The organism is Vibrio sp. HB236076 (assembly GCF_040957575.1).
Taxonomy (GTDB): domain Bacteria; phylum Pseudomonadota; class Gammaproteobacteria; order Enterobacterales; family Vibrionaceae; genus Vibrio.
Map to the genome: position 1 here is coordinate 2,873,548 of NZ_CP162601.1, position 15,697 is coordinate 2,889,244.

17 protein-coding genes are annotated in these 15,697 nt (G+C 46.8%); 4 read left to right on the forward strand and 13 right to left on the reverse strand.

Annotated elements, in window-relative coordinates:
* Positions 1 to 37 precede the first annotated feature (37 nt).
* Together ubiA and AB0763_RS12645 are read right to left on the reverse strand one after the other, a co-directional pair.
* Positions 38 to 901 carry a 4-hydroxybenzoate octaprenyltransferase gene (gene ubiA, locus AB0763_RS12640; protein WP_306102354.1) on the reverse strand — a complete coding sequence of 288 codons (864 nt, stop codon included), beginning with the start codon at positions 899 to 901 and terminating at the stop codon, positions 38 to 40.
* On the reverse strand, positions 901 to 1,431 hold the full coding sequence (locus AB0763_RS12645; RefSeq protein WP_306102331.1) for a chorismate lyase: 531 nt from the start codon (positions 1,429 to 1,431) through the stop codon (positions 901 to 903). The genes ubiA and AB0763_RS12645 overlap by 1 nt, the downstream gene beginning before the upstream one ends.
* A 131-nt stretch (positions 1,432 to 1,562) precedes the next feature.
* On the opposite strand from AB0763_RS12645, the gene AB0763_RS12650 reads away from it, so the two are divergent.
* On the forward strand, positions 1,563 to 1,970 hold the full coding sequence (locus tag AB0763_RS12650) for a flagellar basal body-associated protein FliL (protein WP_306102330.1): 408 nt from the start codon (positions 1,563 to 1,565) through the stop codon (positions 1,968 to 1,970).
* 69 nt (positions 1,971 to 2,039) lie between these two features.
* Here the strand turns inward: AB0763_RS12650 and glpG are convergent, their stop codons facing one another.
* The 6 genes from glpG to ftsY all read right to left on the reverse strand — a co-directional run bounded on the left by glpG (position 2,040) and on the right by ftsY (position 7,991).
* Entirely contained in the window at positions 2,040 to 2,897 is an 858-nt protein-coding gene (glpG, locus tag AB0763_RS12655; RefSeq protein ID WP_306102329.1) for a rhomboid family intramembrane serine protease GlpG, read from the reverse strand.
* 98 nt (positions 2,898 to 2,995) lie between these two features.
* Positions 2,996 to 3,319, reverse strand: a complete 324-nt coding sequence (glpE, locus tag AB0763_RS12660) for a thiosulfate sulfurtransferase GlpE (RefSeq protein WP_306102328.1) — start codon at positions 3,317 to 3,319, stop codon at positions 2,996 to 2,998.
* A 644-nt stretch (positions 3,320 to 3,963) separates the two neighbouring features.
* A complete protein-coding gene (gene rpoH / locus AB0763_RS12665) occupies positions 3,964 to 4,818 on the reverse strand; it encodes an RNA polymerase sigma factor RpoH (RefSeq protein ID WP_306102327.1) in 855 nt (284 codons plus the stop codon).
* A 144-nt stretch (positions 4,819 to 4,962) separates the two neighbouring features.
* Positions 4,963 to 5,937, reverse strand: a complete 975-nt coding sequence (ftsX, locus tag AB0763_RS12670; protein WP_306102326.1) for a permease-like cell division protein FtsX — start codon at positions 5,935 to 5,937, stop codon at positions 4,963 to 4,965.
* Positions 5,924 to 6,598 (reverse strand): cell division ATP-binding protein FtsE, encoded by a 675-nt coding sequence (gene ftsE, locus AB0763_RS12675; protein ID WP_306102325.1) that lies wholly within the window; start codon positions 6,596 to 6,598, stop codon positions 5,924 to 5,926. Before ftsE ends, ftsX begins: the two co-directional genes overlap by 14 nt.
* A gap of 112 nt (positions 6,599 to 6,710) precedes the next feature.
* Positions 6,711 to 7,991 (reverse strand): signal recognition particle-docking protein FtsY, encoded by a 1,281-nt coding sequence (ftsY, locus tag AB0763_RS12680; RefSeq protein WP_306102324.1) that lies wholly within the window; start codon positions 7,989 to 7,991, stop codon positions 6,711 to 6,713.
* Positions 7,992 to 8,180: 189 nt separating this feature from the next.
* On the opposite strand from ftsY, the gene rsmD reads away from it, so the two are divergent.
* Positions 8,181 to 8,795: a 16S rRNA (guanine(966)-N(2))-methyltransferase RsmD gene (gene rsmD / locus AB0763_RS12685; protein ID WP_306102323.1), complete on the forward strand. Its 615-nt coding sequence runs from the start codon at positions 8,181 to 8,183 to the stop codon at positions 8,793 to 8,795.
* Between the two features lie 184 nt (positions 8,796 to 8,979).
* Here the strand turns inward: rsmD and AB0763_RS12690 are convergent, their stop codons facing one another.
* The 5 genes from AB0763_RS12690 to AB0763_RS12710 all read right to left on the reverse strand — a co-directional run bounded on the left by AB0763_RS12690 (position 8,980) and on the right by AB0763_RS12710 (position 13,476).
* Positions 8,980 to 9,564, reverse strand: a complete 585-nt coding sequence (locus tag AB0763_RS12690) for a YhgN family NAAT transporter (protein WP_306102322.1) — start codon at positions 9,562 to 9,564, stop codon at positions 8,980 to 8,982.
* A gap of 9 nt (positions 9,565 to 9,573) precedes the next feature.
* Positions 9,574 to 10,197, reverse strand: coding sequence for a lysoplasmalogenase (locus AB0763_RS12695; RefSeq protein ID WP_306102321.1), 624 nt, complete (start codon positions 10,195 to 10,197; stop codon positions 9,574 to 9,576).
* A 251-nt stretch (positions 10,198 to 10,448) separates the two neighbouring features.
* On the reverse strand, positions 10,449 to 10,823 hold the full coding sequence (locus tag AB0763_RS12700) for a DUF4145 domain-containing protein (protein ID WP_306102320.1): 375 nt from the start codon (positions 10,821 to 10,823) through the stop codon (positions 10,449 to 10,451).
* 198 nt (positions 10,824 to 11,021) lie between these two features.
* Positions 11,022 to 12,038: an acyltransferase gene (locus AB0763_RS12705; protein WP_306102319.1), complete on the reverse strand. Its 1,017-nt coding sequence runs from the start codon at positions 12,036 to 12,038 to the stop codon at positions 11,022 to 11,024.
* Between the two features lie 208 nt (positions 12,039 to 12,246).
* Positions 12,247 to 13,476: an EAL and HDOD domain-containing protein gene (locus tag AB0763_RS12710; protein ID WP_306102318.1), complete on the reverse strand. Its 1,230-nt coding sequence runs from the start codon at positions 13,474 to 13,476 to the stop codon at positions 12,247 to 12,249.
* Between the two features lie 236 nt (positions 13,477 to 13,712).
* On the opposite strand from AB0763_RS12710, the gene AB0763_RS12715 reads away from it, so the two are divergent.
* On the forward strand, positions 13,713 to 14,687 hold the full coding sequence (locus AB0763_RS12715) for an alpha/beta fold hydrolase (protein WP_306102317.1): 975 nt from the start codon (positions 13,713 to 13,715) through the stop codon (positions 14,685 to 14,687).
* A gap of 138 nt (positions 14,688 to 14,825) precedes the next feature.
* A complete protein-coding gene (locus AB0763_RS12720; protein ID WP_306102353.1) occupies positions 14,826 to 15,659 on the forward strand; it encodes a Cof-type HAD-IIB family hydrolase in 834 nt (277 codons plus the stop codon).
* The last annotated feature ends 38 nt before the right edge of the window (positions 15,660 to 15,697 follow it).

The window sequence follows — 15,697 nt, forward strand, 5'->3', positions numbered from 1 at the left end:
TTCTTTTCTTTGTTACCACTTGATGCCGTGCAGGGCATCACGTGAAATACCAAGCCCCAGCCAATCCCAACGTCACCACTAAGCCAACGTAATTGTTATTGAGAAAAGCCTGAAAACAAGGTTGTCGCTCGCGATGCTTGATCAACATTTGCTGATAAACAAACAAAGCCGCGGCCACTAATACCCCCCAATAATAAAGGCTATTGAGCGCATAAAATTGACCAAGAGCAATCAGCATTGCCAAGCAAATCAATTGCAATATTGCGATGATGCGTTTATCCCAGCGCCCGAATAAGATCGCGGTGGATTTGATGCCAATTTTCAAATCGTCATCGCGGTCGACCATTGCATACTGCGTGTCATAGGCAATCGTCCACAATAGATTGATCACAAATAACCACCACGCGATGCCATCCACTCGCCCAGTTTGCGCTGCCCATGCCATCGGAATCGCCCAACTGAATGCCATACCAAGAAAAAATTGCGGCAAATGGGTAAAGCGTTTCATAAAGGGATAAATAAAGGCCAACACCACCGCCATCAATGACAGTTGAATGGTTAAGGTGTTTTGAGTCAGGACTAAAGCAAAAGCGCTCCCCACCAGTATGACAAACAGCACTATCGCTTCTTTCGAGCTCACTCTGCCCGACGGCAATGGCCGATGTTGGGTGCGCTTTACATGGCCGTCGACTTTGCGGTCGGCAAAATCATTAATTACACATCCCGCCGCTCGCATTAATACCACACCGGTCATGAATACGGCCAATACCGACAGATCCGGCATCCCTTCTGCCGCCAACATTAATGCCCACAGTGTCGGCCACAACAAGAGCAAGGTACCAATTGGCTTATCGAGGCGCATCAACTGCCAATAGCCATACCATTTACCTTTTAAAGGCATCAATTATTCTCCTTTGAATAGATAGGGGCCTGAGAGAGAAAGAGCTCTGTCACATACAGCGGGTGATCCATCATGATCAAGCGAGAACGGCGCGCCCACAATACGCCATCCTCAGTCGTGACGCTGGCTATTTGCAATTGGTCGCGCTTACTGTTCGAAGCCGCAAAAATCGTCGCCCCAATCGGGGTTTCGCCTTGCTCGGCCCAGTTATGCCCTGACGCCATGAGCGTTTGCGAAGGAATAATCGTTTGAGCGCAAACCCAAGGCATGTCATCCCCAAATAAGATCACGTTGCGCTCTAACGCAATGGGCGAATCACGCTCGACATTCATCTCTTGAGTACACACTCTTTCTTTTTGGTCGATCAACGACACACGAAAGTGATGACAATAGAGCGATAATCGATGCGTTAAAGAGCGTGAGTCTAGCAACCATGCTTTGATCGCAGGATCGCAATCCAGTGAATTGTGCTCATCATGCCACTCGAGTTGCGCTAAAATAGAAAAGTACCGTGAAAATCTTGAATCCATACTCATAATCAATGTGTCTAACTAGACGTTATGCACTCAAAGTGATAAGAATCGAAAGTGTAAATGTGTGCTATTGTAGCAGAGTCTAGCCTTTCGAATATTGCAAAAACACAACACAGCGAAGTAAAACAATGTACAAACGTTACCTCACTCTAGCGATACTTGCATTTTTATTTAGTCATCTTGCTAGAGCAGAAGCGGAAAATAACCAAGAACAATTAGCTTATTACACCTTGCAACCCGATATTACCACCAACTATTTTACCAAGGGAAAAAAGCTCGGCTACATTCAGTTACGCGTAGACATCATGGTATTACACCAAAACGATGTTGAGGAAGTCGAACATCACCAACCTTTGATTAGAGACACCATTATCGAAATTCTCGGTCAGCAAACCAAGGACACCATCGCCACCTTAGCAGGCCGGGAGGACTTAAAGAAAAAGCTGGTCGAAAAACTCAACCAAGTGCTGTTGCCAGAGACGGGAAAAGTCTTGGTGGCCGACCTGTTGTTTACTAAGTACTTATACCAAGAATAAACCGGCCCGATTTTCACTCTTTTTCAATCGCAACACACGTTGACACAACGTCGATACCGATAGCGGTTGCTATCGGTATTTTTCTTTACTGCCATCGACAAAAGCCATCAACACACCCACTATTAACCCAGCTAGGTGGGCGGTATTCGCGATCGCCAGGAAAGGTTGTAGGTAACCCAAAACCAACCAAACCAACATAAACCCCACGGTTGGCTTAGACAAACCAATGCCCAAATGCGGACTGCGGTGACCTAAAATCCAACAATAGCCCAACAAGGCGTACACCACGCCAGACAAACCACCAAAGTTCGCGCCTGATACCCAAAATTGCCCAGCCCCTGACACGAATGCTGACAATAACAAGACTTGCATTAGTTTACCGCTCGATAGGCGCTTCTCAACACTGCCACCGAGTTGCCACCACCACAGTAAATTAAACGCAATGTGAATCGTCGAAAAGTGCAATAACGCATGACTAAACCAACGCCATAATTGCCACTGCTGTTCATCGCTGGCCGGAAAATGCAATAAAGCGAAGACGTTATTTGCCGTGGGTAACTGCAACAAGAAAAACACCCCAATACACAGCGCCATAAGCATCAATGTCAGCCACCCTGCTTGTTGGCGCAGCAGGCTAACCCAAGGCGTTGTCGGATAGGAAAACAGCGGCTTGGTGTTGAGAACCTGCCAAGACGCGGACTGGTATTTTTTATCCTCAGGGTTAAGTAAAAAACGCTGCCACTCGAGTAACACCCACTCATAGGACACTTGTGAGACCAACAGCTGCACCCTGTCATGGTCGACTTGAATCTCAATCGGTTGATTCTGGGTGGCCATATAATCGATAAAAGCTTGAGCTAGACGGTGATTCTCTACCGTTGCAAATACAATCATCTCTCGTCCCATCTCATCATACCATCTCATCATACATAGGTACTTCACTCACACAGCGAACTGAATCCACCGACCACCCTATGGGGATAACACGGCGCGATGTCACGCCTCAATGTGGTAAGGAAAGTCTGCTACTGGCCACTGCTCATCGCTAGGTCGGCATTTTTCCACGCTTCAAAGCCCCCATCGACACTGTAGACCTGCTCAAACCCCTGACCGATGAGATACTGCGCTGCTCCTTGGCTACTGATGCCGTGATAACACACGACCAAAACGGGTTTGTCACGCGGGTTGTCTGCCAAAAAAGCCGGTAAAGAGTCGTTAGTAAGATGAATCGCTTCTGGAGCATGAGCCATTGCAAATGATTGCGGGTCGCGAATATCAACCATGGTTGCTTGCTCCGTCTCTAACAGGGCAAAGGCCTCTTGTACGCTAATGTGTTCAAATTGTTCCATGAGTTCACTTTTTGATTAATGTTCAACACTGGCATTGTAACCTATCCAGAGAAAAACAAAGACACACTATTATTGCGGTTTTTAGCCTAGTTCAAAAAAACACCAGCTGTGAATAACACTGTGGATTGCGTTGATAAAGTAGTTTTTGGCAAAATGATCCACTACATGTAGTAATGATCCTGACTTAATTGTGAATAGATCATAACATTACCCCCAGCAAGCACTGCCCTTTATCATCAAGATTAAAACCACTTGTTCAGTGACAGGAACAAATTTATACACAAAGTTATCCACAGAAAGGCCAGCTCATTTGGATCATAACAAGAATCAGACTGGGTACATTAAGATCCAAGTCGCCTTACCTCTCGGTAGAGCGGGCTGTGTTGTCTTCGTCTGATTGGGGGGAGAAACGCGCGCTTGATCGCGCTATCTCGCTGCCAGAGAAAAGCACTGCCGCGTCGGGATGTTTTTTGGGGATGAAAGCGGTTAGCGGTGCCGCCTTAAGTTGGTGGCGCGATCAAAAAAGCCGAAGCAAAGGCTTCGACTTTTTATTGCGATATTAGTATTGGCAAGCGCGTCTCATTCGATGGAGAAGGCATTGAGCACTCAATTGACTCAAACCAACGTATTACAGCCGACCCGGCTTACAATTCACCTACGGCTTGCTTGAGCTTTTTCATGGCATTTTTCTCAAGCTGTCGAATGCGCTCAGCAGAGACATTGTACATATCGGCCAAATCTTGCAGCGTCGCTTTATTGTCATCTAACCAGCGAGAGCGAACGATGTGTTGGCTGCGCTCATCCAAGCTTTGCAGTGCCAACCCCAAGCGTTGGTGAGTGTGGTTTTGCCAATTATCTTGCTCGATATTATCGGCCACATCAGAAGCTTTATCTTCTAAATAAAGCATCGGTGCAGTGTAAGATTGATTTTCATCGTCGTCGTTTTGCAACTCAAACGTTGAATCAATCGCCGCCAGGCGGGATTCCATTTCACGAACTTCAGCAGGTTCAACGCCGAGCTCTTTGGCAACGGTTTCAACTTCACCGCTGTTAAACCAACCTAAACGCTTTTTCGACTTGCGCAAATTGAAGAACAGCTTGCGCTGAGCTTTGGTCGTGGCCACTTTAACGATACGCCAGTTGCGCAGAACGTACTCGTGAATCTCAGCTTTGATCCAGTGTACTGCAAACGACACCAGTCGCACCCCGACTTCGGGATTAAAGCGCTTAACCGCTTTCATTAGGCCTATATTGCCTTCCTGAACGAGGTCAGCCATGGGCAAACCATAACCGGAATAGCCACGAGCGACATGAACAACAAATCGCAAGTGAGAAAGGATCAGCCCTTTCGCCGCTTCGATTTCGCCTTGATAATGTAAACGCTCTGCAAGATCACGCTCTTCGTCCGCTGACAACATAGGGTAGCTGTTCACTGAACGAATATAGCTGTCTAAGCTATCTTGCGATACGAGAGCCATAGGATACATTTGGTCTGTCATTCAATTCCTCACCAATCTCTGATCTGGAACAATAGTGCTCAATTAAGCGTACCTATATTGAACTGAATCCATGTCAGTTTCAAGACAGATGACATAATTTTACGCATCTATTGCGTTCGGTCTTATTATTTTGAGCAATAAAGATTATATTGGTTCAATCTCTTTTAGATGCCTTTGTGCCGATAAACGAGCCGCGACACACCCAAGCAGTGTCCCGAGCATAATCAACAGCAGGGACTCATCCCAACTCATACCGATCAGTCGATATTGACTATCGTACAAACTGGCCAGATCCGCGACAGCTTGATTGAGGATCACTGTCATCAAAGCCACCAAAGACCAAGCACACACAGACGCCAAAAAGCCAAACCACATACCAGAATACAAGTAGGGGCGCAGTATGAAACTATCGGTGGCACCAATCAGTTTCATGGTTTGTATTTCTTCTTTGTTTTCTAGCACTTTAAAGCGCAATGTATTGCCGATGATCAAAAAGACCGCACCGAGCATCAACACCGTCAAGATCACCACCACAATACTGACCAACGCTTGAATGGCGTCGAGCCGAGCCAACCAATCTTTGTCTAAACGCACATCGGTCACACCATCAAAACGACCCACTCGCTCGGCAAGGGCCTGCGTTTGTGCTTCTTGATTGGCTTGTGGCGTGATTAACAATACCCCTGGTAATGCATCGTCGTTGAGCAAACTGATCGCCTGTTGAAACCCAGAGTATTCACTGAGATCTTGCAAGCCTTGTTGCGGAGAAATGTATTCGACCGCCGCCACGTTTTGGTCGCGCTCGATTTGATCTTTGAGTACCATCGCTCTGGCATCGGGTAACCCAGAAGATAAGTAAACACTCACTTGAACTGGCGCGGTGACATCTTCCGTCGCCGAGGCCAAGTTTTTACCCAATAAGTACAAACACGCCGGCATGGTCAACACAATGGAAATAACGGCCAGGGTCAGTATATTGCCTAACGGTTTGACCCAAAGCGCTTTAAACGCCCCTTTGGCAATGCGCCATTGCGCCGAAAAATACCCCTCTGTCGTTGCTCGGCCAGCGGCGCGTTTATTGGCTGTCGACGAGTTGCCTTTACGCCTAGTTGCGCCCATAGCTCACCTCGCTCATAAAGCCCTGATTCAGTTCAAAGTGTCGGTATTCTGGACGTGAACTCACAATATTAATGTCATGGGTTGCCAGCAATATCGTCACGCCGGCTCGATTAAACTCTTCAAACAAACGCAAAATGCGATTAGACAGTTCAGGGTCTAGGTTACCGGTTGGCTCATCCGCCAACAGTAACGTCGGGCGGTTCACCACCGCTCGAGCAATACCCACTCGTTGTTGCTCACCGCCGGACAGTTGACTGGGCAACACGTTGGCTTTGCTCAATAGACCGGTTTTGTCTAGTGCGGCACAAACCCGGCGCTTGATCTCGTGTTCCGAGAAAGACTCTATTCGCATCGGCAAGGCCACATTTTCATACACACTGCGATCTAACAACAACCGATGCTCTTGAAAAACGATACCGATATTTCGACGTAAAAAAGGGATGTCCTTATTGGCAATACGAGTAATGTCGTGACCATTAAAGCTGATCGCGCCATCACTAGGCCTTTCAATCGCACAAATCAATTTCAATAAGGTGCTTTTACCAGCTCCAGAATGGCCACCTAAAAAAGCCATTTCGCCTCGCTGTAAGTGAAAATCAACTTTCTGTAAGGCTTGTCGCCCTCCTCGATAAGCTTTGCTCACCTGCTTAAATCGTATCACCCGAACCCCTTCCTCATTGCGTGTTGCTTCGTTATCACATGCTCTTTTGTGTTTCTCTTTAACCAATCCATTGCCAGCGTCCAATCAGAACACCAGCAACCCCTTGGTTTTATCAGTCTTCTCGACTAAATAGCGCTTCGATAAACTCATCACTGGTGAAAGGTCGCAAATCTTCAATGCCTTCACCAACCCCAATGTAACGAATAGGAATTGAAAATTGATCGGCAATGGCAAAAATAACGCCACCTTTCGCCGTTCCATCAAGCTTAGTGAGGGTAATACCGGTTAGCGGCGCAGCCTGGCTAAAGAGCTTGGCTTGGCTGATGGCATTTTGCCCGGTGCCTGCATCAAGCGTTAGCATAATTTCATGTGGCGCTGATGAATCAATTTTTTTCATCACACGCACAATTTTTTTAAGCTCTTCCATCAAGTTCGCTTTGTTTTGCAAGCGACCTGCCGTATCGGCGATCACGACATCAATACCGCGCGCTTTCGCCGCTTCGATCGCATCGTAAATCACAGAGGCACTGTCGGCACCGGTATGCTGTGCAATCACAGGGACTTGGTTTCTCTCACCCCACACTTGCAATTGCTCAACCGCTGCCGCGCGAAAAGTATCACCGGCCGCCAACATAACACTCTTGCCCTGCTGCTGGAATTGCTTGGCCATTTTGCCAATCGTGGTGGTTTTACCAACGCCATTCACCCCGACCATAAGAATCACATAAGGTGTTTTTTCATGATTAATTTCAAGCGGCTGTTCTACCGTTTGTAAGATGTCGGCCATTTCTTGCTTCAATAAACCAAACAAGGCTTCACCGTCTTTGAGCTGTTGACGACTGGCTTTTTCTGTCAGGTTCTCGATAATTTTCACGGTCGTATCCATACCGACATCGGCCATCAGCAGTTGCTCTTCGAGCTCTTCAAAGAGCTCATCATCGATTTTTTTGCCTTTAAAAAGACCGAAAAAACCCGCGCCGAGATTGGCTTTAGTGCGACTAAGACTGCGCTTGAGACGAGCAAAAAAACTTTCCGTTGGTTTTTCTTGTTCCGCGACTCTAGGCTCCGGCTCTCGCTCGGGGTTCTCTGCCGTCACGTCGTCCATGTCAATAGACGGTTCCTCGTATTGTTGAGACGCATCGGCCTGCTCACTTTCCGAGTTGAGGTGAGTATCCACTTCCAACGGATGAGCCTCTGTATCTGGTTCTTCATCACTGACGTGACGGTCACTAACCCTTGACTGACTCTGCGTATCTGCAACCGGATTAGCGCGCTCTTCTGGTGCGTTATCCTCCGCAGTATCCGGTACTGCTTGGTCTTGATCCGTTTGTTTTTGCTCTTCTTCACCGAAGCCAAGCCAAGAAAGCAGGCCGCGCTTTTTTTTCTCTGTCATCTGGGAAATCCTAGATCCTATCTTTTACCGCACGATTGGCGGCAGTCACTCAATAAAAAGCCATGAATACCCAAGTAATCACTTCAACATTGGGATTCATTGCTGTCATCATTTACAATATCGCAGGAAAGCGCCAGCCATCACCTACATGGTTGGTATAGTATCACTTTATTCTCGGTCTAAAAATCTATGCCAAGACAGCGTCAAAAAAAACCTTCACCCAAGCGTCCCGCAACGGGCTCTATCCGTATTATTAGCGGCTTATGGCGCGGAAGAAAGCTTCCCGTCCTCGATGCACAGGGGTTAAGACCCACCACAGATAGAGTCAAAGAAACGTTGTTTAACTGGATTGCCATGTCGATTCCACACGCTCGCTGCTTGGATCTCTTTGCTGGCTCGGGTAGCTTGGGGTTTGAAGCCGCATCACGTCAAGCAGCACACGTCACCCTACTAGAGCTTGATCAGAATACCTATCGTCAACTGCAAAGCAACCGCCAGCAAGTGAATGCCGAGAATATGACCATTCACCATCAAGACGCCCTGAGTTTTTTGCGTCAGTCTCCGACGAAACACGACATTGTCTTTATCGACCCTCCCTTTCGGCAAGACCTTCTCAACCAAACCATACAACTGCTCGACCATCACTGGCTGAATGACCGCGCTTTGGTATACATCGAAACCGAAAAAGAACTCGATTTAACCGAGATTCCAGCTTATTGGCAACTGGAGAAAGAGAAGTTTGCTGGCCAAGTCGCCTACCGCTTGTATCAAGTCCATCTCGACCCTCAAAGTGACAGTGAGTAATCGCTAACTTGCTATGTAGACGGATAAACAAGAAAAGCGCCGAATAAAAACGATTTAAGGCGCGTAGATACGCGCCTTTTTTGGTGTCGGCCCCATACTCGCTACCGACACCACCTTACTTACGTCGTTCTCTCCGAGTGTTCCCCCATCGTAAAGCGGGTTGAGAGTAAACACTCACGTCTTATCAGCCGAGGTACGATTTTACCCCATCGAGGAACATCTGAGTTGAAATCATCACCAGCAATAAGCCCATCAAACGTTCGACAGCACGTAGACCTTTCTCACCTAAGATGCGATGGAAAAAACCGTAGAACATCAAAATAACAAAGCTACCCAGCCAGGCTAACACCACCGATAACGACAACTCCGAGAGTTTATCGGGAAACTGTGACGATAATAGCAGTAGCGATGCGATAACTGACGGCCCCGCAATCATAGGAATGGCGATCGGCACGATAAATGGCTCCTCACCAGCCGCAAGCCCGGTAATGCTGCCAGCACTCGGAAAAATCATCTTAATCGCGATAATAAACAAAATCACCCCACCAGAAATACTGAGCGTCTCGGGGGCGACGTGTAAAAATGACAAGATATTGCGACCGGCAAATAAAAATAGCAATAAAATAACCAGGGCAACCAGTAACTCTCGGATCAATATTTTTCGACGTCTCGACGGATCAATGTGTTTAAGAATGGATAAGACAACCGGTAAGTTACCTAAAGGGTCCATAATTAAAAACAACATGGTTGCAGCTGAAAAAATATCCATTTTTTTTCCTTAGCGGTAAATAAGCGAGGCGGTTAACAAAATCTGAGCTAATAAATAGCCGCCCATGACCCAAAGGTAGCGACTGGGCACCGATTTATGGTGGCGATTGAGCAGATAAGCCATCGATGAAAACAGCAACAATAAAACGGCGATGATTGCCAAGGTATTGCCAAAGGTCGGTAACTGCAACCACCACTCTCCCGCAATCCAAGCGAGGTGAATCAATACGATGCCCATGATCACCACGGGAAACACCAAACGATCAATTTTGGGCAGCAGCAATAAAAAACCCACCACGCCTGCAGCCAGTAGCACCGCCAATGGCCACCACGCCACTTCTTGCGTCATTTGTGACCAAAACATTAAACTGTATGCCACTTGCGCAAGTACAAAGCCCAAAAACGACAGTGGCAATCGCTTCGCACTCACTAGAGACCAGTCGGTCACCATCGAAATGATCAAACCCACACACAGCCATTGACTGCCGACAGGCGTGATCACTTGCGTACTCACCAGAATCGCCAACAACACAAACGTGAATGACTTAAAAACCTGTGCTTGCAATAAATGTGACTGCTTAGTGCTGATTACCGACATCAAAGCGCATAAACCAATCGCCAGCCAACTCCACATGTTTACGTACCTAAGTTAAATAGTTTAAATACCATTGACTCATATCACATACAGAAAGAGCGCCCAATTCGAGTAAGCATTAACGTTAACCGGCATCAAGGTTAAGGACTCTCGACTCACTAGTGACAATAACGCTCTCTGTTTTTTGATTGAGTGAGTATAATTTCAGGAAATATCAGTGAAGTACAGATGCACGGCAAAAAATTGCGATTGATTTCATCACAATATTACCCATGATCAGGGGAGTTGATTTACTGTAGGAAGGGAAAGTGCGCTGACAGAACATCCCAGTGGTGATAGTAAAAAGCAAAGGCCGCTAAGGTGCTCAACACAACCAGCAACAAAGCCATTCCCCACATGGCGCGATAACTTCTCGGCCGCAGTGCTTGTTCACATTCTTTACACAGAGCAAAAAAATCTTGGCTCACGTCGTAAGACGCTTGACCTTGCAAAGCATCGTGGTGCACTGATGCGACTTGGCGTAGCTTCTCCACCGTGGTGTGAGGTAAACGGCTTTCACAGTCATCGACCATCTCCAACAACTCACCGCCCGAGGCATGATATTGGCGACGCAATAGCGTTTCTAGTTTATGGCCACCGCGTACAACTCGATTCAGGTTTGTCATACTACGTCCTCACTGTCTCAACTGAATAAATGGTTATCAGCTCAATAAACAATTAGCAGTATTTCTGGCAAGGTGCAATACACGTGATGTAAATTTGCTAACGCTTATCACCGCCAAACCGTGATAAGCGCCAACGGATAGGCAACATTGTGCCCCCAGAAACCAAACCGCTTAAGCGATCCTAGGGGCGACGATTATTTAAGGGACTAACCAGGCCGTTACTCGGGTTTTAGAGAGTAAGTAACTGATCGCAAGAGCGCCAACAAAACCAATCACTGTCCATAGAGGGATGAGAAGCCAAGTATTGCCTTGATACCAGCCAAGTTGTTTCATCGGCCATAATACAATCGGATGCGCTAAGTAAATACCTAAGCTGTGGCGACTGATAAAGGCCACCGACTGTTTACTTGATGGGGGGAGAGACTCACACACCCAACGCCCCAACACAAACACCATACTGGCGGCGAGCACCACATTGAGGGTTTTATAAGAGAGCCAACGCCCAATGGTGTATTGTTGCTCAATCACGCTTTGGTCAATCACCATATACGCGGTTGTCACTAGCGACAACGTCCCAACTGCCGTGACCCCGAGCACCCAATTCGACGAGTTAGGCATGCGATTCAACAAAAGATAGCCGAGCGGTAAATAGCCAGAGTACAGCCACATTTGTTGACTCCACGGGCCATCGATGTGAGCTAAATACAAGGCGGTCGTCACTAACCAAATAAAGACATACCCGTAAGCGACTTCATCCCCCCAACGTTCGATGGCGGCTTTAAAAAACGGGGCTAATAAATACAAAGGGATAAAATAATAGAAAAAGCCTAGGTGATAATACGCCGCATGCTCGCTGATGTTGGCGAGAATATGCTCAACAACCGCCGGGTTAAACTGGCCTTGAGGCGTAAAACTGGCAAAAAATGCGTAGAAAATAGACCAAACCACAAAAGGGATCACCACTTTCGCCACCCGTCGCTTTAAGTAATAACCAAACTGAAATGGCCGTCGATCACTGAGCATTAAGGCGCCGGTAATGAGTAAAAATACCGGTACCGCCCAACGTATGACACTGTTTAAGCCAACAGCAAAAGACCACTGGTCAAAAGGCAACGACGAAAACTGATGCCGATAAGGCCCTAATACGTGAATCGCCACCACGACCACTGCCGCCACGACGCGTAACAAATCAAAAAACTCTATTCTTTTCGACATAATCGCTTCTTTTGTGAGGAATATCTGACCAGTGTATGCCGAGCGCAACAATAATTCAGCAGTAAATCGTCATTGTTTTGTTAACCCTGGGGGGAAGAGTAAATGAAATCGCAGTGTTGTGATGACCCATCGATAACTCCTAGGTAAAACAAAAATTCCTCACGCCTATCATTGCTCTAAAAAAGGGATAAAACTAAAAAAGCTCGCCTTACGACGCCATTTTCGCGTATTGATGACTCCATTGCTGCGCGCTCATTAGCGCCTCTTTGACCTCTTGACTCGAGAGACCAAGATGTTGACTGATCGACTCAATTTGCTGCCAGTCTGCCCGCTCAAAATGTTCTTCCAAATTCAGCAAAGCACCAAACTCTCCTTCTCGGCGCAACAACGCATTTTTTAAACCATCGGATAGCGGCAACTGGTCAATGATGTGATTTAAAGGCATGTCCAACAAGGTGTCGAGTAATGACAATAATCCAACCAAGAAGCCTTGTACCTCAAGATGAGCAAAACGAGGGTGTTGTGACATGTGCTGGCAAAATTGAGCGCGCTGCATCGACAATGGCACAAGCTCTTTCACTTTTGTTCCTGAAATGTAAGACGCCACAATCAAAGAGACGAACAACCTCAATTTATCTTGGCCAAGGTAAACCAAGGCTTGATGAAAAGAGCGAATTTTGACCTCTAATTGCGCCGAGTGATTATTGACAAATTTTAGAAGCTTATAGGAAAGCGTCATGTCGGAGGCGATAATTTTCTCGATCGATTTAAAACAAGGTTCGGACCGACACACCTCCTGAAACAAAGAGAGCGCCGTTGTTTGTTCAGGACTGACATAACGACTCTCAGAGATTTCAGGCTTACTAAAAAAATACCCCTGGAAAAAACGAAACCCCGCCTCAAGGCAGCGCTGATGTTCCGCTTGAGTTTCAATTTTTTCGGCGAGAAATTGTTGCCGACACCCACTGGCTAATTGCTTTTTAACCCACTGACAGCTTTGTTCAACCCCTTGGGCTTGTATATCAATTTTAATAATATGAACATAAGCCATAAACCGACGCCAACGAGGGTCGTCAACATAATCATCTAGGGCAATGATATACCCTTGTCGGTACAATTCTCGTACCGCATCGAGAAGGGCTTTTGTCGGGGGGCAATCTTCGAGGATCTCAACCACAATTTGCCCTTTCGGCAAGCTTAGTGGCAACATTCTCAATAAGCTTTTGTAGGTGAAATTGATGAAGCAACGCGAGTGGATCACATCGGGATTTCGCCCTAATGAGAGAAAGTTCTCAACGATAATGCGATAGGTTGCGCGCTCTGAACTGATATGACTAGGAAAACCGTTATTAGCGCCGTCGCGAAATAACAACTCATAGCCAATGGTAGTGTTCTTGCGATTAAAAATTGCCTGTCTAGCGACGTAAGTCTTTTGCATCTTCATCAGTGGCAAAACAAATATTGTACTATCTTAAAAGATATACCGGTGAAGAGTCCAATAATTAAGCAACTTGTTTTATGTTTGTTTTGCCCCCCTGCTCCCTTACACTATGATTTACCCACCTTGAGATGGCCCCCTTACCCGGTTTATCTCATGGTCATGATCAATAGCCATTGAAACAACACATTATTTTCAACATGATAGAGACTGGTAACCTAGGATTAAAAAACGGTATGTACTCCACTGAAGACCTGTTCAATAACGCCATTAATGGCCCGATTGCCGACTTGTGGCAACAACGTCAAGAAGGGTTTATCCGTGGCGTCGATAACAAACGCATTTACTGGTGCAAACTGACCGCGCCGGAGCACACCAAGTCGCTGACGGTGGTCAACGGACGAGTGGAGTCTTGTTTTAAGTACCAAGAATTGTTTTTTGATCTCTTTCAACAAGGCTATGATATCTACGCCTTTGACCACCGAGGACAAGGCCGCTCACAGCGTCTCGTCGACGATTCCGACATCGGCCATGTCCATGTGTTCAATGATTATGTCAATGATATGAAGAGTGTTGTTGAGCATGTTAACCTCAGCCACTATCAATTCAATGGCATCATTGCTCATTCCATGGGCGGCGCGATTGCCACACGCTACTTACAGCAAACGCCATCGCACCCTTTTCATGCCTTATGCCTTAGCGCCCCTATGTTTGGGATTCCCGTACCTTGGTATATCAAACCTATTGCCATTTCATTTGCGCACCTGTTATCTGCGATATACGGAAAACCCACGTTTGCCACTCGCAATCGGCATTATTTAGACAAACCCTTTTCCGGTAATTTTCTTAGCCAAAGTCGTACTCGCTACGATTGGTTTCGTTCCCTTTACCATCAAGATAGCGAGCTGCAAGTGGGAGGGCCGAGTTACCATTGGGTTTGGCAAAGTCTGATGGCGGCCAAACAATGCTTACAACAAACTCGGCAATTGTCACTGCCCGTATTGTTAATGCAAGCTGGCGACGATCGGGTTGTGGTCAACAAAGCCCATCAGGTCTTATTCAAAAAACTGCGTAAAACCAATCGACACAGCGAATTCGTCACCATTGAACACGCTCAGCACGAACTTCTGTTTGAAAGTGATCATTATCGAACTCAAGCACTGGATACCATGTTGCAATTCTTTTCTCGCCACCAACCCAAGACCACCTAGCCTTCAATACTCCACATTGCGGTCATTCGCTAAGACGGGAGGATAGGAAATGAGGAAATAATAACGCCCAAAATGGGCACTGTTTGCCAACTCGTCGATGTTTTACACTGTGCCTAAACCACTAACCCGTAGAGGAATATCGTGAACGCAATCAAACTGGTCGCCTCAGATCTCGATGGCACACTGCTCAACGCTCAACATGACATCTCTGTCGTTACACGTGAAACATTACAGGCTCTCCATCAGCAACACTATCGCTTTGTGTTTTCTACCGGTCGTCACCACATTGATGTTGCCTCAATTCGGCAGAAAACCGGTATTCCCGCCTACATGGTCACCTCAAATGGCGCCTGTATTCACTCGCCAGACAACCAGAAATTGGCCGAACACTACCTGCCACCTCATTTGGTACAAGCGATTATCGATGTGGTGAAAACGGACCCAGAGGTGTACATTCACCTCTATCAAGAACAGCGTTGGTTACTCAACCAGGAAGACCCCTTAATCAAGGCGTTTAACCGTCAGTCGGGGTTTATGTACGATACATTTTCAACCAATGACGCGCCGACCCAACGGATCTACAAAGTCTTTTTTACTCATAAGCAACGTCACCCTGAGGCCATGATCAAACACGAGCAAGCTCTCAGACAAGTCTTTCAAGATCAACTCTCCGTGGTTTTTTCAACGCCTTGGTGCCTCGAAGTCATGGCGAAAGGGGTTTCAAAAGGCCAAGCCTTAGCCACGATTTGTCAACACGAAGGTATTGAGCTCTCTCAATGCATGGCGTTTGGGGATGGCATGAATGACCAAGCCATGTTAGAAGCGGTTGGGCAAGGTTTGATAATGGACAATGCTCACCAGCGTTTAAAGCACGCTTTACCGTCACATAAGGTCATTGGGCATCACGATCAAGACGCGGTTGCCGATTATCTTCAGCGGCATTTACTGACCACTTCACCGCAAACCGCGTAGGCATGTCGGCTTGTCGTTCTCATACTGACAAGCCTTTT